The sequence below is a fragment of the Leifsonia shinshuensis genome, from assembly GCF_022606355.1.
In the GTDB taxonomy this organism is placed as follows: Bacteria; Actinomycetota; Actinomycetes; order Actinomycetales; family Microbacteriaceae; genus Leifsonia; species Leifsonia shinshuensis_B.
On the sequence record NZ_JAHHZQ010000001.1, the window covers coordinates 1,277,388 to 1,293,459 of the forward strand.

20 protein-coding genes are annotated in these 16,072 nt (G+C 71.0%); 9 read left to right on the plus strand and 11 right to left on the minus strand.

The genetic code is table 11. The annotated features are described in order from the left end of the window. Positions 1 to 78: 78 nt before the first annotated feature. On the plus strand, positions 79 to 330 hold the full coding sequence (locus KNO15_RS06125; protein WP_241702528.1) for a helix-turn-helix domain-containing protein: 252 nt from the start codon (positions 79 to 81) through the stop codon (positions 328 to 330). Positions 331 to 359: 29 nt separating this feature from the next. On the opposite strand, the gene KNO15_RS23060 is transcribed toward KNO15_RS06125, so the two are convergent. Next, positions 360 to 491 (minus strand): hypothetical protein, encoded by a 132-nt coding sequence (locus tag KNO15_RS23060; protein WP_278046467.1) that lies wholly within the window; start codon positions 489 to 491, stop codon positions 360 to 362. A 278-nt stretch (positions 492 to 769) separates the two neighbouring features. Between KNO15_RS23060 and KNO15_RS06130 the strand changes: the two genes are divergently transcribed. Continuing rightward, the gene (locus KNO15_RS06130) at positions 770 to 1,162 is read left to right on the plus strand and encodes a hypothetical protein (protein ID WP_241702529.1); all 393 of its coding nucleotides are present in this window, start codon (positions 770 to 772) and stop codon (positions 1,160 to 1,162) included. A 54-nt stretch (positions 1,163 to 1,216) separates the two neighbouring features. Here KNO15_RS06130 and KNO15_RS06135 read toward each other — a convergent pair whose 3' ends face one another. From KNO15_RS06135 to KNO15_RS06145, 3 genes are all read right to left on the minus strand, one after another. Beyond that, positions 1,217 to 1,558: a YciI family protein gene (locus tag KNO15_RS06135; RefSeq protein WP_241702530.1), complete on the minus strand. Its 342-nt coding sequence runs from the start codon at positions 1,556 to 1,558 to the stop codon at positions 1,217 to 1,219. A gap of 71 nt (positions 1,559 to 1,629) precedes the next feature. Beyond that, positions 1,630 to 2,403 (minus strand): SDR family NAD(P)-dependent oxidoreductase, encoded by a 774-nt coding sequence (locus KNO15_RS06140; protein WP_241702531.1) that lies wholly within the window; start codon positions 2,401 to 2,403, stop codon positions 1,630 to 1,632. Positions 2,404 to 2,456: 53 nt separating this feature from the next. Then, positions 2,457 to 3,104, minus strand: coding sequence for a hypothetical protein (locus KNO15_RS06145; RefSeq protein WP_241702532.1), 648 nt, complete (start codon positions 3,102 to 3,104; stop codon positions 2,457 to 2,459). A 201-nt stretch (positions 3,105 to 3,305) separates the two neighbouring features. Here KNO15_RS06145 and KNO15_RS06150 point away from each other — a divergent pair, with 201 nt between their 5' ends. Beyond that, positions 3,306 to 4,082 (plus strand): hypothetical protein, encoded by a 777-nt coding sequence (locus KNO15_RS06150; RefSeq protein ID WP_241702533.1) that lies wholly within the window; start codon positions 3,306 to 3,308, stop codon positions 4,080 to 4,082. A 30-nt stretch (positions 4,083 to 4,112) separates the two neighbouring features. Here the strand turns inward: KNO15_RS06150 and KNO15_RS06155 are convergent, their stop codons facing one another. Together KNO15_RS06155 and KNO15_RS06160 are read right to left on the minus strand one after the other, a co-directional pair. Further along, positions 4,113 to 5,576: an FAD-dependent monooxygenase gene (locus KNO15_RS06155; RefSeq protein ID WP_241702534.1), complete on the minus strand. Its 1,464-nt coding sequence runs from the start codon at positions 5,574 to 5,576 to the stop codon at positions 4,113 to 4,115. Positions 5,577 to 5,921: 345 nt separating this feature from the next. After that, on the minus strand, positions 5,922 to 7,094 hold the full coding sequence (locus tag KNO15_RS06160) for a S1C family serine protease (protein ID WP_241702535.1): 1,173 nt from the start codon (positions 7,092 to 7,094) through the stop codon (positions 5,922 to 5,924). A gap of 158 nt (positions 7,095 to 7,252) precedes the next feature. On the opposite strand from KNO15_RS06160, the gene KNO15_RS06165 reads away from it, so the two are divergent. The 3 genes from KNO15_RS06165 (at position 7,253) to KNO15_RS06175 (ending at position 9,978) form a co-directional block, all read left to right on the plus strand. After that, positions 7,253 to 8,122 carry an alpha/beta fold hydrolase gene (locus KNO15_RS06165; RefSeq protein ID WP_241702536.1) on the plus strand — a complete coding sequence of 290 codons (870 nt, stop codon included), beginning with the start codon at positions 7,253 to 7,255 and terminating at the stop codon, positions 8,120 to 8,122. A 119-nt stretch (positions 8,123 to 8,241) separates the two neighbouring features. Continuing rightward, the gene (gene dinB / locus KNO15_RS06170) at positions 8,242 to 9,438 is read left to right on the plus strand and encodes a DNA polymerase IV (protein WP_241702537.1); all 1,197 of its coding nucleotides are present in this window, start codon (positions 8,242 to 8,244) and stop codon (positions 9,436 to 9,438) included. Between the two features lie 39 nt (positions 9,439 to 9,477). After that, positions 9,478 to 9,978 carry a SixA phosphatase family protein gene (locus KNO15_RS06175; RefSeq protein WP_241702538.1) on the plus strand — a complete coding sequence of 167 codons (501 nt, stop codon included), beginning with the start codon at positions 9,478 to 9,480 and terminating at the stop codon, positions 9,976 to 9,978. Positions 9,979 to 9,982: 4 nt separating this feature from the next. Here KNO15_RS06175 and KNO15_RS06180 read toward each other — a convergent pair whose 3' ends face one another. Beyond that, a complete protein-coding gene (locus tag KNO15_RS06180) occupies positions 9,983 to 10,210 on the minus strand; it encodes an RNA-binding S4 domain-containing protein (protein WP_241702539.1) in 228 nt (75 codons plus the stop codon). Positions 10,211 to 10,334: 124 nt separating this feature from the next. Between KNO15_RS06180 and KNO15_RS06185 the strand changes: the two genes are divergently transcribed. The 3 genes from KNO15_RS06185 (at position 10,335) to KNO15_RS06195 (ending at position 12,190) form a co-directional block, all read left to right on the plus strand. Further along, positions 10,335 to 10,901 (plus strand): dihydrofolate reductase family protein, encoded by a 567-nt coding sequence (locus tag KNO15_RS06185; RefSeq protein ID WP_241702540.1) that lies wholly within the window; start codon positions 10,335 to 10,337, stop codon positions 10,899 to 10,901. 93 nt (positions 10,902 to 10,994) lie between these two features. Continuing rightward, entirely contained in the window at positions 10,995 to 11,837 is an 843-nt protein-coding gene (locus KNO15_RS06190) for a MerR family transcriptional regulator (RefSeq protein ID WP_241702541.1), read from the plus strand. Between the two features lie 11 nt (positions 11,838 to 11,848). Continuing rightward, the gene (locus KNO15_RS06195) at positions 11,849 to 12,190 is read left to right on the plus strand and encodes a DUF1048 domain-containing protein (RefSeq protein ID WP_241702542.1); all 342 of its coding nucleotides are present in this window, start codon (positions 11,849 to 11,851) and stop codon (positions 12,188 to 12,190) included. Between the two features lie 191 nt (positions 12,191 to 12,381). On the opposite strand, the gene KNO15_RS06200 is transcribed toward KNO15_RS06195, so the two are convergent. The 4 genes from KNO15_RS06200 to KNO15_RS06215 are packed head-to-tail and all read right to left on the minus strand — an operon-like array spanning position 12,382 to position 15,990. Beyond that, on the minus strand, positions 12,382 to 13,050 hold the full coding sequence (locus KNO15_RS06200; RefSeq protein ID WP_241702543.1) for a response regulator: 669 nt from the start codon (positions 13,048 to 13,050) through the stop codon (positions 12,382 to 12,384). Further along, complete coding sequence (locus KNO15_RS06205; RefSeq protein WP_241702544.1) at positions 13,047 to 14,273, minus strand: sensor histidine kinase; 1,227 nt, start codon at positions 14,271 to 14,273, stop codon at positions 13,047 to 13,049. Before KNO15_RS06205 ends, KNO15_RS06200 begins: the two co-directional genes overlap by 4 nt. After that, positions 14,270 to 15,049 (minus strand): ABC transporter permease, encoded by a 780-nt coding sequence (locus KNO15_RS06210; RefSeq protein ID WP_241702545.1) that lies wholly within the window; start codon positions 15,047 to 15,049, stop codon positions 14,270 to 14,272. Before KNO15_RS06210 ends, KNO15_RS06205 begins: the two co-directional genes overlap by 4 nt. After that, positions 15,046 to 15,990 carry an ABC transporter ATP-binding protein gene (locus KNO15_RS06215; protein WP_241702546.1) on the minus strand — a complete coding sequence of 315 codons (945 nt, stop codon included), beginning with the start codon at positions 15,988 to 15,990 and terminating at the stop codon, positions 15,046 to 15,048. Before KNO15_RS06215 ends, KNO15_RS06210 begins: the two co-directional genes overlap by 4 nt. Positions 15,991 to 16,072: the final 82 nt, after the last annotated feature.

Here is a 16,072-nt window from a genome sequence, read left to right on the forward strand (position 1 = left end):
CCTTCGTCGTCTTCACCGGTCGCTTGGAACAGCCGGCACAGCCAGGCTACTCTCTGACGGCTTGTTAGCATTCATCGCGTGCAGAACCTGAACAACGCGATCGCCGGCCGGATCGGGGAGAACATCCGCGAACGCCGCGAGCGGCTCGCGTTCGCCCTCGATGAGCTGGCGCGGCGGGCAGGGCTCGAGGAGCACACTCTCTGGCGTATCGAACGCGGCACCATGACGCCGTCCGTGCTCGTGCTGGTGCAACTCGCGGAACCGCTGGAGTGCCGACCGGGAGACCTGCTGCAAGGGGTCTCGGCAGCGCTCGGCGACGACGCGACCTGACGTCGCACCCGGGCGGTCGCCGTACCGACTCAGTCGTAGCCGAGGATCACGACGTCGGCATCGCTCCGGAAGCCGCCGGAGAGACCGCCGAGCACACCGATCGTCGCTCCCTCTACGGGAGCGGTGAGAGTCCGGTCTTCCTCGACGACGATGGCGGCCATGTCAGGATGGTAGGCGCGTCGCCCCTCCGTGCGAATCGACACCGTGTCCAATCTGCGGCGATCGATCGACACGGCGTCCAGCTCGCGCCCCCGGTTCACATCCCACTCTGGGAGAACCGAGAGCAGGCGCCGATGCCGCAGCGTCAGAGTTTGCTGATATTCGCGAGTGACCCCTTCCTGGGGGTAGCCGAGTCGTGCCAGAATCACGGAACCCGCTGCACAACGGCGGGCAGCTGGGCCCGAACCGCGCTGACGACGACGCAACGAAGGAGAGCCCCATGACGGAGATCATCGCCCCTGCCGCTGTTCGCGCCGCCCTCGAGCATGCCGTCACCGCCGCAGGGGAACGTCACCGCTACGCCTTCCCCGCCGATGGTCTCGTCCGCTTCACCTGGGATGCCGAGGGTCCGGGTCACGGCGACCTGATCGGGGAGGCGATCCGCGAACTCGCTCCTGACGTCTACTCGCACCTCGTCACCGTCGAGACCGCGGACTCCGGGCAGCCGGTGGAGTCGGTCCTCGACCTTGCAGCGCACGGATTGACGGTTCCGTTCGCGACGATGGCCGCGCTCGACGAAGCGCGCGCCATCGAAGACGCGGGCGGAACCTGGGGCGAGGCCCTCGCCTGCTTCGACGAGCTGTACTTCGAGTCGCCCGCGCTAGCCGGCTGACGGTGCTCGCCGGCTGACGGCGCTCGCGGGCCGACGGCTGGTCGAGCCGCGCGGTCAGACCTCCGGGTCGTACTGGAACTCGCGCAGCTCCTGGTCGCAGCGGCAGGCGGTCGCGATCTTCGCCGCCCACTCGAGTGCCGCGTCGCGGGTGGGCAGGTCGAGGACCGTGAAGCCTCCGTCCATCAGCCGCGTCTCCGGGTAGGTGCCGGACGTGACCGTGCCGTCCCCGGAGACCAGGACCGTTCCAACGCTCTCGTCCACACCACCCCCGAAGACGTAGACACCCGCTTCCTGAGCCTCGCGGATCACGGAGTGCGCTGCCTTGGACACGGCGGGGAGCTCCTCCTCCGTCACGTGCATCGCAGAACCCGGGAACGAGATCATGTACTTCGTCATCGCGTGACTCCCTCGCTGTCGACGATCGTTACGTCCGCGACCTTACCGAGGAGGGCGCTCGCAACCAGCCCTCACATCGTCGGCCGCATGCCCCCGTCGATCACGACGTCCGACCCGGTCAGGTTGCCGAGCACCGGGCTCGCCAGCATGGCGACCAGGGCGCCGACCTCCTCCGGGGTGGTGAAGCGCCCGGTCACCATCGCCTGCTCCGCGCCGTGCCGCACCTCCTCCGGGGTGCCGCCCCCGGCAGCGGAGACGGTCTCGGCGACACCGCCCGTGCCCAGCCAGAGCGCTGTCGCGACGGGACCGGGGCTGATGGAGTTGACGCGGATACCCCGCGGCCCGAGCTCCTTCGAGAGCGACTTGGTGAAGCTGAGCGCCGCCGCCTTCGCCGCACTGTAGTCCATCACCAGCGGGTCGGCCAGGATCGCGTTCTCGCTGACGACGTTGACGATCGCGCCGCCGTCGCGCATCGCCCCCAGCAGCGACCGGGTGACCCGCACCGCGGCGAGCGCGTTGAGCTCGTACGTCCGGAGCCAGTCGTCGTCCGTGATGGAGGCGAAGCCGCCCGGCCTCGGCGGAGCGGAGCCGACGTTGTTCACCAGCACGTCGACGACGCCCCCGACGGCATCGCGCAGTCCTGCTGCAGACGCGGGGTCGGAGAGATCGGCGGAGACGAACCGGAAGCCCGGACCGGCCTCCAGCTCGCGCGTCTCATCGGTCGTCGTGCGGGCCACGCCGACGACGGTCGCACCCTCGGCGAGGAGGGCGCGCACGGCGGCCAGCCCGATTCCGCGGCTGGCACCTGTCACCACAGCGCGAGCGCCGGTCAGTCGAAGGTCCACGGCGCGACAGTAGCGGGTGGGCGGCCGGCGCGGCTAGTGGTCACGCCGCCCGATCACGCCCGCGACTCGCGCGACACCCTCCGCAGCGTGGTGAAGCAGCCGAGGAAGGCGAACACCAGCGCGATCAGCACCTGCGGCAGGTAGGCCTTCCACATGTCGCCGTTGCTCAGGAGGTTGTCCGCGAAGAGCCCCCAGACCTTCGGATCCGTGATCGCGCTCTGCAGCGGCACCGGGATCGCCGACGCCAGGTCGGTGAACATGCCGGCGAGCAGGCTGAGGACGACGGTCACCACGACGATCGTGATGATCCCCCCGGCCGCCGCGCGCGTGACCCGCGCCTTCGATCCCACCCGGTACAGCCAGACGGCAGCGATCGCCACGCCCCACGAGACGATGGACGCGATGAAGCCGATCTGCCAGAGCAGGGTCCAGACCACGACGCCCACGGGGACGACCAGCAGCGCCAGCGCGATGCCCCGACCGACCCGCTCCCCCTGACTGTACGGAGCCACCGCCGCGTACTCGGGTGTCGTTTGCGCCGGAGCCGCAGCCGGAGCCGCCTCCGCAGCGGGAGCAGGAGACGGAGCGGCGCTGTCGTCAGCACCGGGCAGGGCGGGCGCTTCCGGCACGTGCGGCCCGGGAGCGGCCTCCACCCGATCGTCGCGTGCGGCCTCGACCCGGTCGTCGGTGGCATCGGTCATCGTGGTTCCCCCTTCGGGCGCGAGCCCTGACATCGCGCAGCGCACTCGGTGACGGCGCGGTGGACATCCTGGCACACCGGCGCCCACCCCGTCCGCTGCGCGGTCACCCCACTTCGGGGTGAGCCCGCGGGTGCTGCGGATCGGCGCGCGTGCGGCCAAGATGATGGTGGACGCCGCCGACGACACAGGGGGACCATGCCCATGCAGCTCACACGCCTCGCCGCGGTCGCCGCGGCCCTGGCCGTCACGGGCCTCGCCGTCGCGGGCCTCGCCGGATGCACGGGCGCCTCGAACGCGCACACTCCGTCACCGACAGTGAGCGTGTCGACGGCGGACTGGCCGACCGCGCAGGTGTACCAGGAGGGCCGCGCGACCGAGGCGCTCGTGCTCCCGAGCGGCGCGCGCACCCTCCACGTCGACTTCACCTGCACGTACGGCCTCTACTCCGTGTCCGTGGAGACGGGCATCGACACCCGGGCGGGGTCGTGCGGCGGCGCGCAGTCGTTCGACTTCGATGTGAGCAAGCTGGCTCCGGGAACGCGGGTGGCTGTCGACCTGGTCGTCCCCGACGGCACCCGGCTCGCCGCGACGCTCCGTTTCAGCGCACACCGGTTCGCACCCGACCCCGCGACCAAACGGCAGTGCGCCGCACTCGCGCCGATCATCGAGGCCTACTTCAACGCCGACCAGGGCTTCGATCACGGCGACGTCGACGTCGCCCAGTGGACGCAGAAGACGGTGACCGCGAAAGCCGACCTGACCGCGCTCGCCGCGCGCGCGACGGCGGACGGCGCGGGCTCCGGGCTGCTCGGCACGGTCCTCCCGCGGCTGGCCGATTGGCTCACGGGCGCGGGCGACCACCCTGGCGGCATCCTGCACGCCGCGCCCGGCGACTTCGCTGCGGCGAACGATCTCGCCAGCCAGATCTGCAACGCCAACGGCACCCCGATGGTGATCCGCTCGGACTACGGCGGCTGAGCGCCGGCCGGCCGTCACATCACGGTCCGACTACCCCCTCGTCCCGAACGTGCCGGCCAGCCGGCCGTCGAGGTCGTGCTGGTCGTCGCCGGTCCACGCCACGTAGCCGTCGGGTCTCAGCAGCGCAGCAGGCGCGGGGAGTTCGGCGTCGGGCGCGACGATCGCATCGACTCGTCCCTCCCACCCGGTGACACGCAGCCGCCCGGTGCGGTCGAGCAGCAGGCCGCGGCCGCCGCGCAGCAGCTCGTAGAGCCTCCCCTCGGCGAGCGGGAGGTCGCGGAGCCGCCGGCCGACCAGGTCGGAACCCGGATCGTCGCCGAGGTCGTAACGGATCCCGGTGCCGCTGATCCGCTGCGCGAGGTACCGGCTCACATCGTCGAACGCCATCAGCTCCGTCACCAGCCGGCGCACTGCCTGCGGACCGGGTTCCGGCGCGATCAGCACGCTCTGGGCGCGCGTGAGCGTCAGGACCTCGTCGGCGACCGGCCGACGCTCGGCCTCGTAGCTGTCGAGCAGCCCGTCCGGGGCCCAGCCGCGTACGTCGGCGGCCAGCTTCCAGCCCAGGTTGAACGCGTCCTGGATGCCCAGGTTGAGCCCCTGGCCGCCGAGCGGCGGGTGCACGTGCGCCGCGTCGCCGGCGAGGAGCACCCGCCCGGAGCGATACCTCTCGGCGATGCGGGTGGCGTCGGTGAAGCGCGAGAGCGCGCGCGGCGAGTGCGCGCCGAAGTCGGTGCCCGCATACTGCCGCAGCTGCGTGCGGAACTCCTCGAGCGTCGGCGGCACGCTGCGGTCCTCCGCGACACCCGCGGCGGGGACGACGGCCCGGTACAGACCCCCGGCGCCCGGACCGATGCCGAACCCCCGGTGCGTCCTCCTGACCTCCGCCGAGATCGCCGCGACGTCGTCCGCTGTCGCGGTGACCTCCACCTCGCCCAGGAGCCACTCGGTCGTCGCCGCCTCGCCAGGGAAGCCGATCCCGAGCCGTCGCCGCACGAGACTGCGGCCGCCATCGCAGCCGACCAGCCACCGCGACCGGAGGCGGGTGCCGTCGACGAGCTCGACACTCACGCCGTCGTCGTCCTGCTCGAAGTCCGCGAGCTCGGCGCCGCGACGCAGCCGCGCGCCGAGCTCGACGGCGTGCTCTTGCAGGAGCCGGTCGGTGATCGTCTGCGGGATGCCGAGGATGTACGCGTGAGCGGAGTCCAGGTCGACGGGACGCGGCGCGGCGATGCCGGCGAAGGTGCCCACCTGCGGGTGGCGCGTTCCGAGGGCCAGGAAACGGTCGAGCAGGCCGCGCTGATCGAGGATCTCGATGCTGCGCGGGTGCAGGCCGAGCGACCGTGCGAGCGGGCTCGGCTGCTCGTCGCGCTCCAGCACGAGCACGTCGACATCGTGCAGCCGCAGCTCGGCCGCCAGCATGCACCCGGTCGGGCCGCCTCCACTGATGATCACGTCGAACGTGGTCGCGTCAGGTGTGGTCGCGTCGGGTTCCATCCAGCACTCTCCTCCCCGGCCGGGCTGCGAAGCTCGTGATTGCGGCCGCGACCGGCCATTCTCGCCCACGCCGGGGGCCTTGCCGCAAGCCCCCGGGCGGCCGCTATCCTGGAAATGCAGGTGATACCACGGCGTCGACCGTCGTCCGCCGCCGTCCGCCGCCCCGGGAAGACCCGGAGTTTCTACTCCCCGCCCGTCGGCCACCGGTCTACCCTGTGCGCGAAGGCTCGGACCGGACCTTCCGCCACGAACTCCGCACGCGGCCGCCCGACCGCGACGAGCCGTGACCCGGTGAAGGGGTCACGGCTCGGCCCGCCTCCGCTCAGGAGGCGGGTGGGGGGGCGATCAGGACGGCGGGTTCTCGAGCGTCACCGTCGCCTTGGCGGTTTGGCCGTCGCGCACGTAGGTGACGTCGACGCTCTCCCCCGCCTTCGTGGTCATCACGGTCTGGGCGAGGGTATCGGCGTTGGCCGCCGGCTTGCCGTCGATCTCGGTGATCACGTCGCCCTGCCGCAGCCCGGCCTGCGCCGACGGGCCGCCGGGAACGACCGAGACGACGTACAGCCCGTCCGTCACCTTGAGCCGCTGGGCCGCCGCCGGGGGGATCGGTGCGACAGAGAGGCCGAAGTACGGGTAGGTCACGTGCCCGTTCTTGATGAGCTGGTCGACGATGGTGTGCGCGAAGTCGGACGGGATCGCGAAGCCGATGCCGACGCTGCCGCCGCCCGCCTGGCCCGCCGCGTTCGGCACGGTCGCGATCGCGGAGTTGATCCCGATCAGGTCGCCGGAGCAGTTGACGAGCGCACCTCCCGAGTTGCCGGGGTTGATCGAGGCATCGGTCTGGATCGAGTTGGCGAGGATCGCCGTCTGGCCGTCGTCGCCCGGCACAGGGACGGTGCGGCCGAGCGCGCTGACGATGCCGGAGGTGACCGTTCCGGACAGGCCGAGCGGAGCCCCCAGCGCGACGACCGGCTGACCGACGACGACCTTCGCCGAGTCGCCCCACGGAACGGTCGGCAGGTTCGACCCGGAGATCTTCAACACGGCGAGATCCGACCGCGGGTCGCGCCCGACGAGCTGCGCAGGCGACTCGACGCCGCCGGACGACACGACGGAGATCGTGCCGCCGTCGACCGCACCCGAGATCACGTGGTTGTTGGTCACGATGTAGCCGTCGCTCGTGATGAGCTCGCCGGTGCCTGTGCCTCCACCGGCCGAGCCGATGGCGGAGACCGTGACGATCGCCGGCAGCACGTCGTCCGACACCGTGATCGCGTCGCACGCGCTGACCTGCTGACCGGACGTCGACGACGAGACCGCCGCGGTCGTCGCGGCCCCCGACCTCCCGATACCCCAGCCGAGGGCGCCTCCGATCACGAGGGCGATCACGACGGCGAGGGCTCCCCAGAGCCAGCCGGTGCGCCGTGGGCGATTCTGCGGTGGCGCTGGCCGCCCGGGCTCCGCGGGCGGTCCCGCCGGAGGAGTCGTCGCCAGAGGAGTCGGTTCGCGATCAGACATGTTCCACCCCCACGTCGAAGGGTCTGAGCACCACAACGTGCTCGGTCTACACCCCCGGCGCACGGGGTGGCAACGACTCCGCGAGGACCTGAGGATTCCGGAAGCACCTGGCGTAGCATCCGTACCGGGGACCAATCGTCGAGGGAGACCGGACCGACATGGAAACGCACACCGTGAGCACAGACGGCGCCGAGATCGTCTACGACATCGCAGAGGTGACCGACGGCGACGGAGGGCATCCCCCGCTCGTCATGATCGGCCAGCCCATGGATGCGAGCGGCTTCCGAGCCCTGGCGTCGTACCTGCCGGACCGCGTCGTGGTCACCTACGACCCGCGCGGCCTGGGCAGAAGCACCCGGAGCGACGGAGAGGTCACCAACATTCCGGCCGTGCAGGCCGAGGATGTCCACGCGATCATCGCGACACTCGGCCGCGGGCCGGTCGACCTGTTCGCGAGCAGCGGCGGAGCGGTGACCGCCCTGGCCCTGGTGGCCGCCCACCCGGACGATGTGCGCGTGCTCGTCGCACACGAGCCGCCGCTGCCGGGCGTCCTCCCGGACGCGCGGAACGCCGAGCGCGCACTGGAGAAGGTGCACGAGACCTATGACGCGCACGGCTTCGGGCCGGGGATGGCCGCGTTCATCGCGATGACCTCCTGGCGCGGGGAGTTCACCGACGACTACTTCGCCCTGCCGGCGCCCGATCCTGCGATGTTCGGGATGCCCACGGACGACGACGGCTCCCGCGGCGACCCGCTGCTCTCGGAACGCTCCGTCGCGGTGACCGGACACCGGCTCGACGTCGACGCGCTCACCGCGGCGCCCACGCGGATCGTCATCGGAGTGGGGGAAGAGTCGGAGGGCGTCTTCACCGGGCGCACGTCCGTCGCCGTCGCGGAGCTGCTGGGCAGCGAGGCCGTCGTGTTCCCGAGTCACCACGGCGGGTTCGCCGCGGAGGACTCCGGCTATCCGGGCAAACCGGAGGCGTTCGCCCAGCGGCTGCGCGAGGTGCTCGACGACCAGGGGTGAGTCGAACCGCCCCCACAGCGAACCCTCTGCTGTGCCCTCCTCGCGGTGTCCGCGGTCGATGCGACCATTCTCCTGAGGCGCGGATCGTCTCCTGAGGCGCGGATCGATCGGAGGACGGCATGCGGGGCGAGGCGACCGTACTGCACGCCGACCTCGACGCCTTCTACGCGTCGGTCGAGCAACGCGACGACCCCGCGCTGCGCGGCCGGCCCGTCATCGTGGGCGGCGGTGTCGTGCTGGCGGCGAGCTACGAGGCGAAGGCCTGCGGAGTCCGCACCGCGATGGGAGGCCGCCAAGCCCGCGACCTGTGCCCGGACGCCAGGATCGTCCCCCCGCGCATGGACGCCTACTCCGCCGCCAGCAAAGACGTGTTCGCCATCTTCCGCGACACGACCCCCGTCGTGGAGGGGCTGTCGATCGACGAGGCGTTCCTGGAGGTCGGCGGGCTCCGGCGCATCGCGGGAACGCCCGAGCAGATCGCGGCGCGGCTGCGGGAACGGGTGCGCGACGAAGTCGGGCTCCCCATCTCGGTCGGGATCGCGCGGACCAAGTTCCTCGCCAAAGTCGCGAGCGCGGTGAGCAAGCCCGACGGGCTCCTCGTGGTCGAACCCGACCGGGAGCAGGAGTTCCTGCTCCCGCTCCCGGTGGAGCGGCTGTGGGGCGTCGGCGCCGTCACCGCCGAGAAGCTGCACCGCCTCGGCATCCGCACCGTCGGAGAGCTGGCCGAACTCGAGGAGGCGACGGCCGAGAGACTGCTCGGCAGAGCGGCGGGCGCCCACTTGCATGCGCTGGCGCGCCTGCGCGATCCGCGACCCGTCGACTCGACGAAGCGCCGCGGGTCCGTCGGCTCCCAGCGAGCGCTCGGAAGCCGGCCGCGCTCGCCCGAGGAACTCGACCTCATCCTCACCCAGATCATCGACCGGCTCGCCCGCCGGCTGCGAGACGGCGACCGCACCTGCCGCACGGTCGTGCTGCGGCTCCGCTTCGGCGATTTCGCGAAGGCCACCCGCTCCCGCACCCTCCCGTTCCCGACGGACCGGACCTCGACGCTGCTCACGCTCGCCCGGGCCCTGCTCGTCGCCGCACGGCCGGAGATCACCGAACGCGGCATCACCCTCATCGGCGTCTCGCTGTCGCAGCTGGGGCGGGCCGACAGCTTCCAGCCCGAGCTGCCGATCGACTGGGACGACGGCGCACGCCTCGACACCGTGCTCGACGCCGTCCGCGACCGCTTCGGCGCCGGCTCCGTCGCGCGCGCCGCACAGCTCGGTCGCGATCCCGGCTGGTCGACCCCGCTCCTCCCCGAACACGAGTGACGGATGCCGCGCAGCCCGCCGGTGCGGCACACTGGCAGCGTGACGACGACCGAGCGCACCCTCATCCTGTTACGCCACGCCAAGTCGGACTGGTCCGGTTCGGAGGCGGACATCGACCGGCCGCTGGCCGACCGCGGTCGCGCTCAGGCCTCGCTCGCCGGGCGCTGGTTCGCCGGCAACGCCGGCCGCATCGACCTCGCCATCGTGTCGCCCGCACAGCGCGCCCGTGAGACCTGGGAGCTGGTTTCCGCAGAGTTCGCGCAGCCGCCGCTGCTGCGCGTCGACGAACGGGTGTACGCGGCATCCGCGGAGCGGCTCCTCGACGTCGTCCGCGACGTGCCGGACGGCGTGCGGACGGTGGTCCTGGTCGGTCACAACCCCGGCATGGAGGCACTGGCGTCGTCTCTGGCGGGTCAGGACGTGATCCTGCGCACCGCAGGCATCGCCGAGCTGGCCGTCGAGCGGCCGTGGCGCGAACTCGACGCGTCGTCGGCCGCGCTCCGAGCGGCCGGCCGCGCGAACGGTCACGACCTGACCTGAGCCCTCACGGGCGGACGCGCACCCTGCGCCCCTCGAACGCGACGATGTCACCGAGCTGCAGCTGCCGTCCGCGGCGGCGATCCACCTCGCCGTTCACGGTGACGAGGCCGTCGATGATGGCCTCCTTCACGTCGCCGCCGGAGTCGAGGACACCCGCGAACTTGAGGAACTGTCCCAGGCGGATGGTGTCGCCTCCGATGGAGACGTCGTCGATGGGAGCCGGGTTGGTCACCTCCGAATGCTAACCCACCGTGCGCCGTCCCCTCCCGAGGGTAGGTTGAGACCCGACCGGCCGTAAGGCGCCGCACACCGGAATGCGCTGCAGCTCAGGGGCATCGCAGCTCAGGGGGCACAGGATGAGACCGCTTCGATACTCGATCAACGTCACGCTCGACGGCTGCGTGCATCACGAGGCGGGCCTGCCGCCCGACGCGGAGTCGATGCGGTTCTGGACCGCCGAGATGGAGCGGGCGGACGCCCTGCTCTTCGGCCGGGTCGCCTACGGGATGATGGAGTCGGCCTGGCGCCGGCCGGCGACTGGCGAATGGCCCGAGTGGATGGACGAGACGCAGCTCCCGTTCGCCGAGGCCATCGACACGGCCCGCAAGCACGTCGTATCGAGCACGCTGGGCAGCGTCGACTGGAATGCCGAGCTGCTCACCGGCGACCTCCGGCAGTCGGTCGAGCGGATCAAGGCGCAGCCGGGGGAAGGCCTGTTCGTGGGCGGGGTGGCCCTCCCCCTCGCACTGGCCGACCTGGGACTGATCGACGAGTACGTGTTCGTCGTGCAACCAGTGCTCGCCGGGCACGGGCCGACGCTGCTCGCGGGGCTGCGGGAGCGCATCGAGCTCGAGCTGGTGGAACGCACGGACTTCCGGTCGGGTGTGACGGCGTTGCGGTACAGGGAGAGGGTGGGCGGGTAGTCCGGCCCTCCCTGACCCGCAGTCGCAGAAAGCGGTTGACCCTGACCCTGGGTCAACCTCCCACACTGGTGGGTGAGGAAGGCGGTGGACGCGATGGGGCCCAGTGACGCTCAGACTCCCGGCCGAGCTGCGGCGGGCAGCTCGGGTGCTCGAGCGTTGATCACGATCGGGCAGCTGGCCTCCTACGCGGGGGTGACGATCAAGGCGGTGCGCCACTACCACCGCATCGGCCTCCTGCCTGAACCCCCGCGCGACCGCTCCGGGTATCGCACGTACGACGCGGCCGCCGTGGTCACCCTCATCCGCATCCACGCGCTCGCGGACGCTGGCGTTCCCCTGGCCCGGGTGCAGCAGCTCCTCGATGCGGAGCCGGACGAGTTCGCGGCGGAGGTCCGGCGCATCGACGCGCAGCTGCGCGCCGAGGTCAGGAGGCTGCAGCGGAACCGCACGCGCATCGCAGCTCTCGCAGCCGGCGATAGCCTGGCTCTCCCTCCCAGCGTCGTCGACTACCTCGACCGGCTGCGACGTATCGGCGTGGACGAGCGCATCCTCCAGCTGGAGCGCGACGCCTGGATCATGGTCGCCGCCCAGGTCCCTGACGAGATCGACGCGGTGATCGGTCGGAAGCATGCCGAGTTGGACGATCCGGACATGGTCCGGCTGTACCTCCTCCTCTCGCAAGCCGTCGACTGGACTGCGGAGGAGCCGCGCATCGTCGAGCTTGCCGACGCCCTCGAGACGTTGATGAACCGGTCGATCGCAGCGGGCCGGTCGGAGAATCCGGACGACCTGGACGACACGCTGATCGACCTCGTCGACGCGACGACGCTCGCTTCCTCACCGGTCGCCGGGAGACTGCTCGACATCCTGCACGAGCGCGGCTGGCGGGGCTGGACCCGCGTGCAGCGCCTCCACGACCTCCCCGACGAAACCTGACGGAGACGACCATGCCCTCCACATCGGAGCCCGACGCCGGGAAACGCCGCCGTCGTGAGCGCAACGCGCAGGCCCACCGGCTTCCCGAGCCCTACGACACGACCATGCGCGCTGTGGTGCGCTACGCGACGAAGACGGGTCCGGGGGACGGCGGACAACGCCTCCGAATGGTCGACGACCTCGCCGAGCTGTTCGAGCAGGGCGCCGCCGACAGGACATCGCTCACGGACTTGCTCGGCGACCCCGTCGAATTCGCCGACGCCTTCAAGGCGAACTACGGAGCCCAGTCGCGGATCCTCAGAGAGCAGCGGCGCCTCATCCGCACCATCGCCGTGTTCGATTCAGAGCTGTGAGATCCACCTCGGGCGCGTCGAGGATGAACGTGGGAGGAGCACGTCAGGAACCACGGCGGCTCTTCCTCCACAACGCGCCGGTGCTCTCTCGCAACGACCTGGAGAACCGCCTGGCCTACCGGGAGGTCGTGGTCGGTCGACCGCGGATTCGACAGCTGAGGGTGGGCACCCTGTTCCACCGGCCCGTGCCGTCACGGCCCGGCAGGTGTGACGAGCCCCGCATCGTAGGCGAAGACCACCAGTTGAGCCCTGTCGCGCGCGCCGAGCTTGAGCATGGCCCGCGAAACGTGCGTCTTGGCCGTGGTCGCAGAGATCTGCAGCCTGCGGGCGATCTCGTCGTTGCTCAGCCCCCGCCCGACGAGGACCACGATCTCCTTCTCACGAGCGGTGAGCTCCCCGAGCCGATCCAGGATGGCGGAGTCGCGGGTGGGCCTCGCCGCGAACTCCGCGATGAGACGGCGGGTGACACTCGGCGCGAGCAGTGAGTTGCCGTCGGCGACGATTCGAACGGCGCGCCGGAGATCATCCGCTTCCAGATCCTTCAGGAGGAACCCGCTCGCCCCCGCCCTGAGCGCGGCGAACACGTACTCGTCGACTTCGAAGGTCGTCACGACGAGGACGCGGGTGGCCGCCAGGTCGGGATCCGCAGTGATCCGAGCGGTCGCCTGGATTCCGTCCAGCCCGGGCATCCGCACATCCATGACGACCACATCCGGCTTCAGCCGCCGTGCCAGCGAGACGGCGTCGATTCCGTCGACCGCCTCACCCACGACCACGAGATCGTCGCTGCGTTCGAGGATGGCCCGGAATCCTTCGCGGATGAGCGCTTGGTCGTCGGCGAGGGCGATACGTACCGTCATGGCAGAGACCGCGTGTCCGAAGGCGAACGGCGTGCTGCCGTGTCGGCGCTGTCGCCGGGGGCGCCCGGCAGGCCGGCCCGGACGCGGAATCCGCCGCCTGCCACGAAGCCGGCGTCCACTGTTCCCCCGACGGCGGCCGCACGCTCCGACATCCCGGTCAGGCCCAGCCCGGCCTTCAGTGGACGATCCGTGCCGTGGCCGTCGTCGACGATCTCTACCAGGAGGTCGGTTCCGGCACGCCGAATCGAGATGCGCACCGTCGTGGCGTCGGAGTGGCGGATGACGTTGGTGACCGCCTCCTGCGCGATCCGATATGCGATCAGTTCGAGGTGCGGACCGATTGTCGCGTCGTCGACGTCGACGGACAGTTCCACCGTCAGGCCGGCGTCACGCGCCTGCTCCGCGAGCTCCGGCAACTGTGCGAGCCCGGGCTGGGGGACGTTCCGGGCGTCCGCGTCGCCGGGATTGCGCAACAGCTCGAGGGTGGCCCGCACTTCGGGAATCGCGCGCCTCGCCAACGACCGGACGGTCGCCATCGCCTGACGCGCGGCGGCCGGGTCGGTGTCGATGCTGTCGAGGGCGACACTGCTCTGCACCGAGATCACCGAGATCGTGTGGGCGAGGACGTCGTGCAGTTCGTGCGCCATGCCCAACCGTTCACGCGCAAGGTCCTCGCGCAGAGTCGCCTCGGCGAGCGCTGCCGCATTCTCGTAGCCCAGACGTGCGGTCAGTCGCGACTGCCGGACCGTGGCTCCGACGACGGCCAGCCACACCATCCCGATCGCCGGGCCGAGGATCGGCCACGACGTCCACGGCAGTGGATGCGGGGGCAGTGTCGGGATCACGGACCACGCGGCCGCGAGGGCGACCGCCGTCACGAGCGAGCGGATGCGCGTTCCGTAGGCGGCCACGGCGTAGAGCGCGGGGAAGAGTGCGAGCGCCGGGGCCTGGCCGGGATAGCCGACGAGGTGGTAGCAGGCCGTCACCAGGAGGACCGCGATGGAGGCCGAGATCGGGTAGGAGCGCCGCACGACCAGCGGTGCGCAGGCGGCGACCGCGAGCATGTAAGCGCCGACGGGAGACGGAAACACGAACGGCGACCCCGCGAGTTCGACGCCGACGCCCGCGACCGTGATGACGGCGAGGACGAGAGCGATCGCGCCGTCGACCAGCAGCACGCGGCGGTCGCGCAGACTGTCGGCGGAGCTCGTTCGCTCGCTCATACGGCGAGCTTATCCGCGTGCCTGCGGGTCCTGGTGAGTACGGACAGCGCGGGGCGGCGGTAGGCGACGAACGCGATGACGGCGAATCCGAGAGTCCAGGCGGCAAGCACGACGACGCTCATGAGATCGGGGACCTCCCCGGCCGCGATGTGCCAGCCGAGGTTCGCCAGCTGATAGCTCGGCAAGGCCCGCGCGACCGTGAGCATCGCGTCCGGCAGTACAGCCGGCGGTGCGAACAAGCCACCGAGCGCCGACATCGCCGTGTACAACCCGTAGCTCAGCGCATACGCGACATCCGATCCCACTGCGTACCCGATGGCGATGCCCATCGCAGCGAAAGCGACCGTACCCGCCCACATGCTCGACACCAGTGCGACCCACTGACCCGGTGTGAGGGCGACACCCTTCACGATGGCGCCGGTCAGACAGACGAGCACGATGGCCGGCAACGCCATCAGCACACTGGCCGCGACCTTGGCCGACAGCACCTGCCAGGCGCTGACGGGCATGGTGCGGATCTGGTCGAACCATCCGACTTGGCGTTCTTCGGAGATGCGCGGGCCCGTCGTCGAGAGGACTGCCCAGATCCCGCCGTACGCGGCCATGGCGACCATGATCTCTGTGCGCGCGTCGAGTTCCCCCGGCGGCGTCGGCCCGCCGCCGAAGATGGTGGCGAACAGGAGGTAGAAGCCGATCGGGGCCAGCACGGCCAGCGCGAGGTACTTCGGGTCACGCAGAATGCGCACGATTTCGAGGCGAAGGTAGTGGATGCTCATGATCTCTCCTGGGTGAGCTCGAGGAAGGTGTCGTCCAGGCTCGGCGGTGCGACCTCCAGGTCGTGCCACGTCACCCCGCTGGCGACGAGGGACCTCACGGTCCGGTCGGGATCGGAGGTGCGCAGGACGACTCGTCCTCCGATGCGTGCGACGTCCGCCACGGCGTCGAGCCGTGCCAGCGCGTCGCGGTCGTCGTCGTCGTTCGTGCGGAAGCACACGGTGCTCACGCCCGACCGCGACCGCAGCTCGGCCGGGGTGCCGTCCACGATGACCCGGCCCCGGGCCATCACCACCACACGATCGGCGTTGCCGTCGACCTCATCCAGGTAGTGAGTGGCGAACAGCACCGTACGTCCCGTGGCCGCGAACGAACGGATGCTGCTCCAGAAGTCCGCGCGCGCCTGAACATCCATCGCCCGGGTCGGCTCGTCGAGCACCATGATCGCGGGGTTGGCGACCGCCACCAGAGCGAACCGCAACCGCTGCGCCTGACCGCCCGAGAGCCGGTCCACGCGCCGACGCGCCGCCTCCCGCAACCCGGCCGCGCCGATGACCTCATCGACGTCGGCAGGATCCGAGTAGAACGACGCGGTCAGGCAGACCAGCTCCCGAACGCTCACCCCCGGCATCAGTCCGGTGTCCTGCATCATCGCCGCGATGCGCCCGGCAGCGACCGCCGGGCGCGGTGGTCGGCCCTCGACGAGCACGGAGCCCGAGTCGGGGGTGATCGTGCCCAGCAGCATCCCGATCGTGGTCGACTTGCCCGCGCCGTTCGCGCCGAGGAGCGCGACCGTCTCGCCCGGTTCGATCAGAAGGTCGATGCCGCTCACGGCTTCGACGTGCGCGAAACTCTTCCGCAACCCGACGATGCGGATCGCGGGCTCCCGCGTCGTCAGCGGCCCGTGCGCCGAGGTCGTCGACGGTGTCGTTGTCGTTGTCATGCAGCAATCGTGACGCGGCGCATGCAGCCGTGTCGTCATCCTCAGCCGGAGGGGATCTACTCAAATCGGAGTAGGCGCGACC

Coding starts and splice junctions, on each gene's coding strand:
- KNO15_RS06130 (WP_241702529.1), top strand. CDS start 770: ATGACGGAGATCATCGCCCCTGCCGCTGTTCGCGCCGCCCTCGAGCAT.
- KNO15_RS06145 (WP_241702532.1), bottom strand. CDS start 3,104: ATGACCGATGCCACCGACGACCGGGTCGAGGCCGCACGCGACGATCGG.
- KNO15_RS06165 (WP_241702536.1), top strand. CDS start 7,253: ATGGAAACGCACACCGTGAGCACAGACGGCGCCGAGATCGTCTACGAC.
- KNO15_RS06195 (WP_241702542.1), top strand. CDS start 11,849: ATGCCCTCCACATCGGAGCCCGACGCCGGGAAACGCCGCCGTCGTGAG.
- KNO15_RS06185 (WP_241702540.1), top strand. CDS start 10,335: ATGAGACCGCTTCGATACTCGATCAACGTCACGCTCGACGGCTGCGTG.
- dinB (WP_241702537.1), top strand. CDS start 8,242: ATGCGGGGCGAGGCGACCGTACTGCACGCCGACCTCGACGCCTTCTAC.
- KNO15_RS06210 (WP_241702545.1), bottom strand. CDS start 15,049: ATGAGCATCCACTACCTTCGCCTCGAAATCGTGCGCATTCTGCGTGAC.
- KNO15_RS06200 (WP_241702543.1), bottom strand. CDS start 13,050: ATGACGGTACGTATCGCCCTCGCCGACGACCAAGCGCTCATCCGCGAA.
- KNO15_RS06155 (WP_241702534.1), bottom strand. CDS start 5,576: ATGGAACCCGACGCGACCACACCTGACGCGACCACGTTCGACGTGATC.
- KNO15_RS23060 (WP_278046467.1), bottom strand. CDS start 491: ATGGCCGCCATCGTCGTCGAGGAAGACCGGACTCTCACCGCTCCCGTA.
- KNO15_RS06160 (WP_241702535.1), bottom strand. CDS start 7,094: ATGTCTGATCGCGAACCGACTCCTCTGGCGACGACTCCTCCGGCGGGA.
- KNO15_RS06135 (WP_241702530.1), bottom strand. CDS start 1,558: ATGACGAAGTACATGATCTCGTTCCCGGGTTCTGCGATGCACGTGACG.
- KNO15_RS06205 (WP_241702544.1), bottom strand. CDS start 14,273: ATGAGCGAGCGAACGAGCTCCGCCGACAGTCTGCGCGACCGCCGCGTG.
- KNO15_RS06150 (WP_241702533.1), top strand. CDS start 3,306: ATGCAGCTCACACGCCTCGCCGCGGTCGCCGCGGCCCTGGCCGTCACG.
- KNO15_RS06215 (WP_241702546.1), bottom strand. CDS start 15,990: ATGACAACGACAACGACACCGTCGACGACCTCGGCGCACGGGCCGCTG.
- KNO15_RS06190 (WP_241702541.1), top strand. CDS start 10,995: ATGGGGCCCAGTGACGCTCAGACTCCCGGCCGAGCTGCGGCGGGCAGC.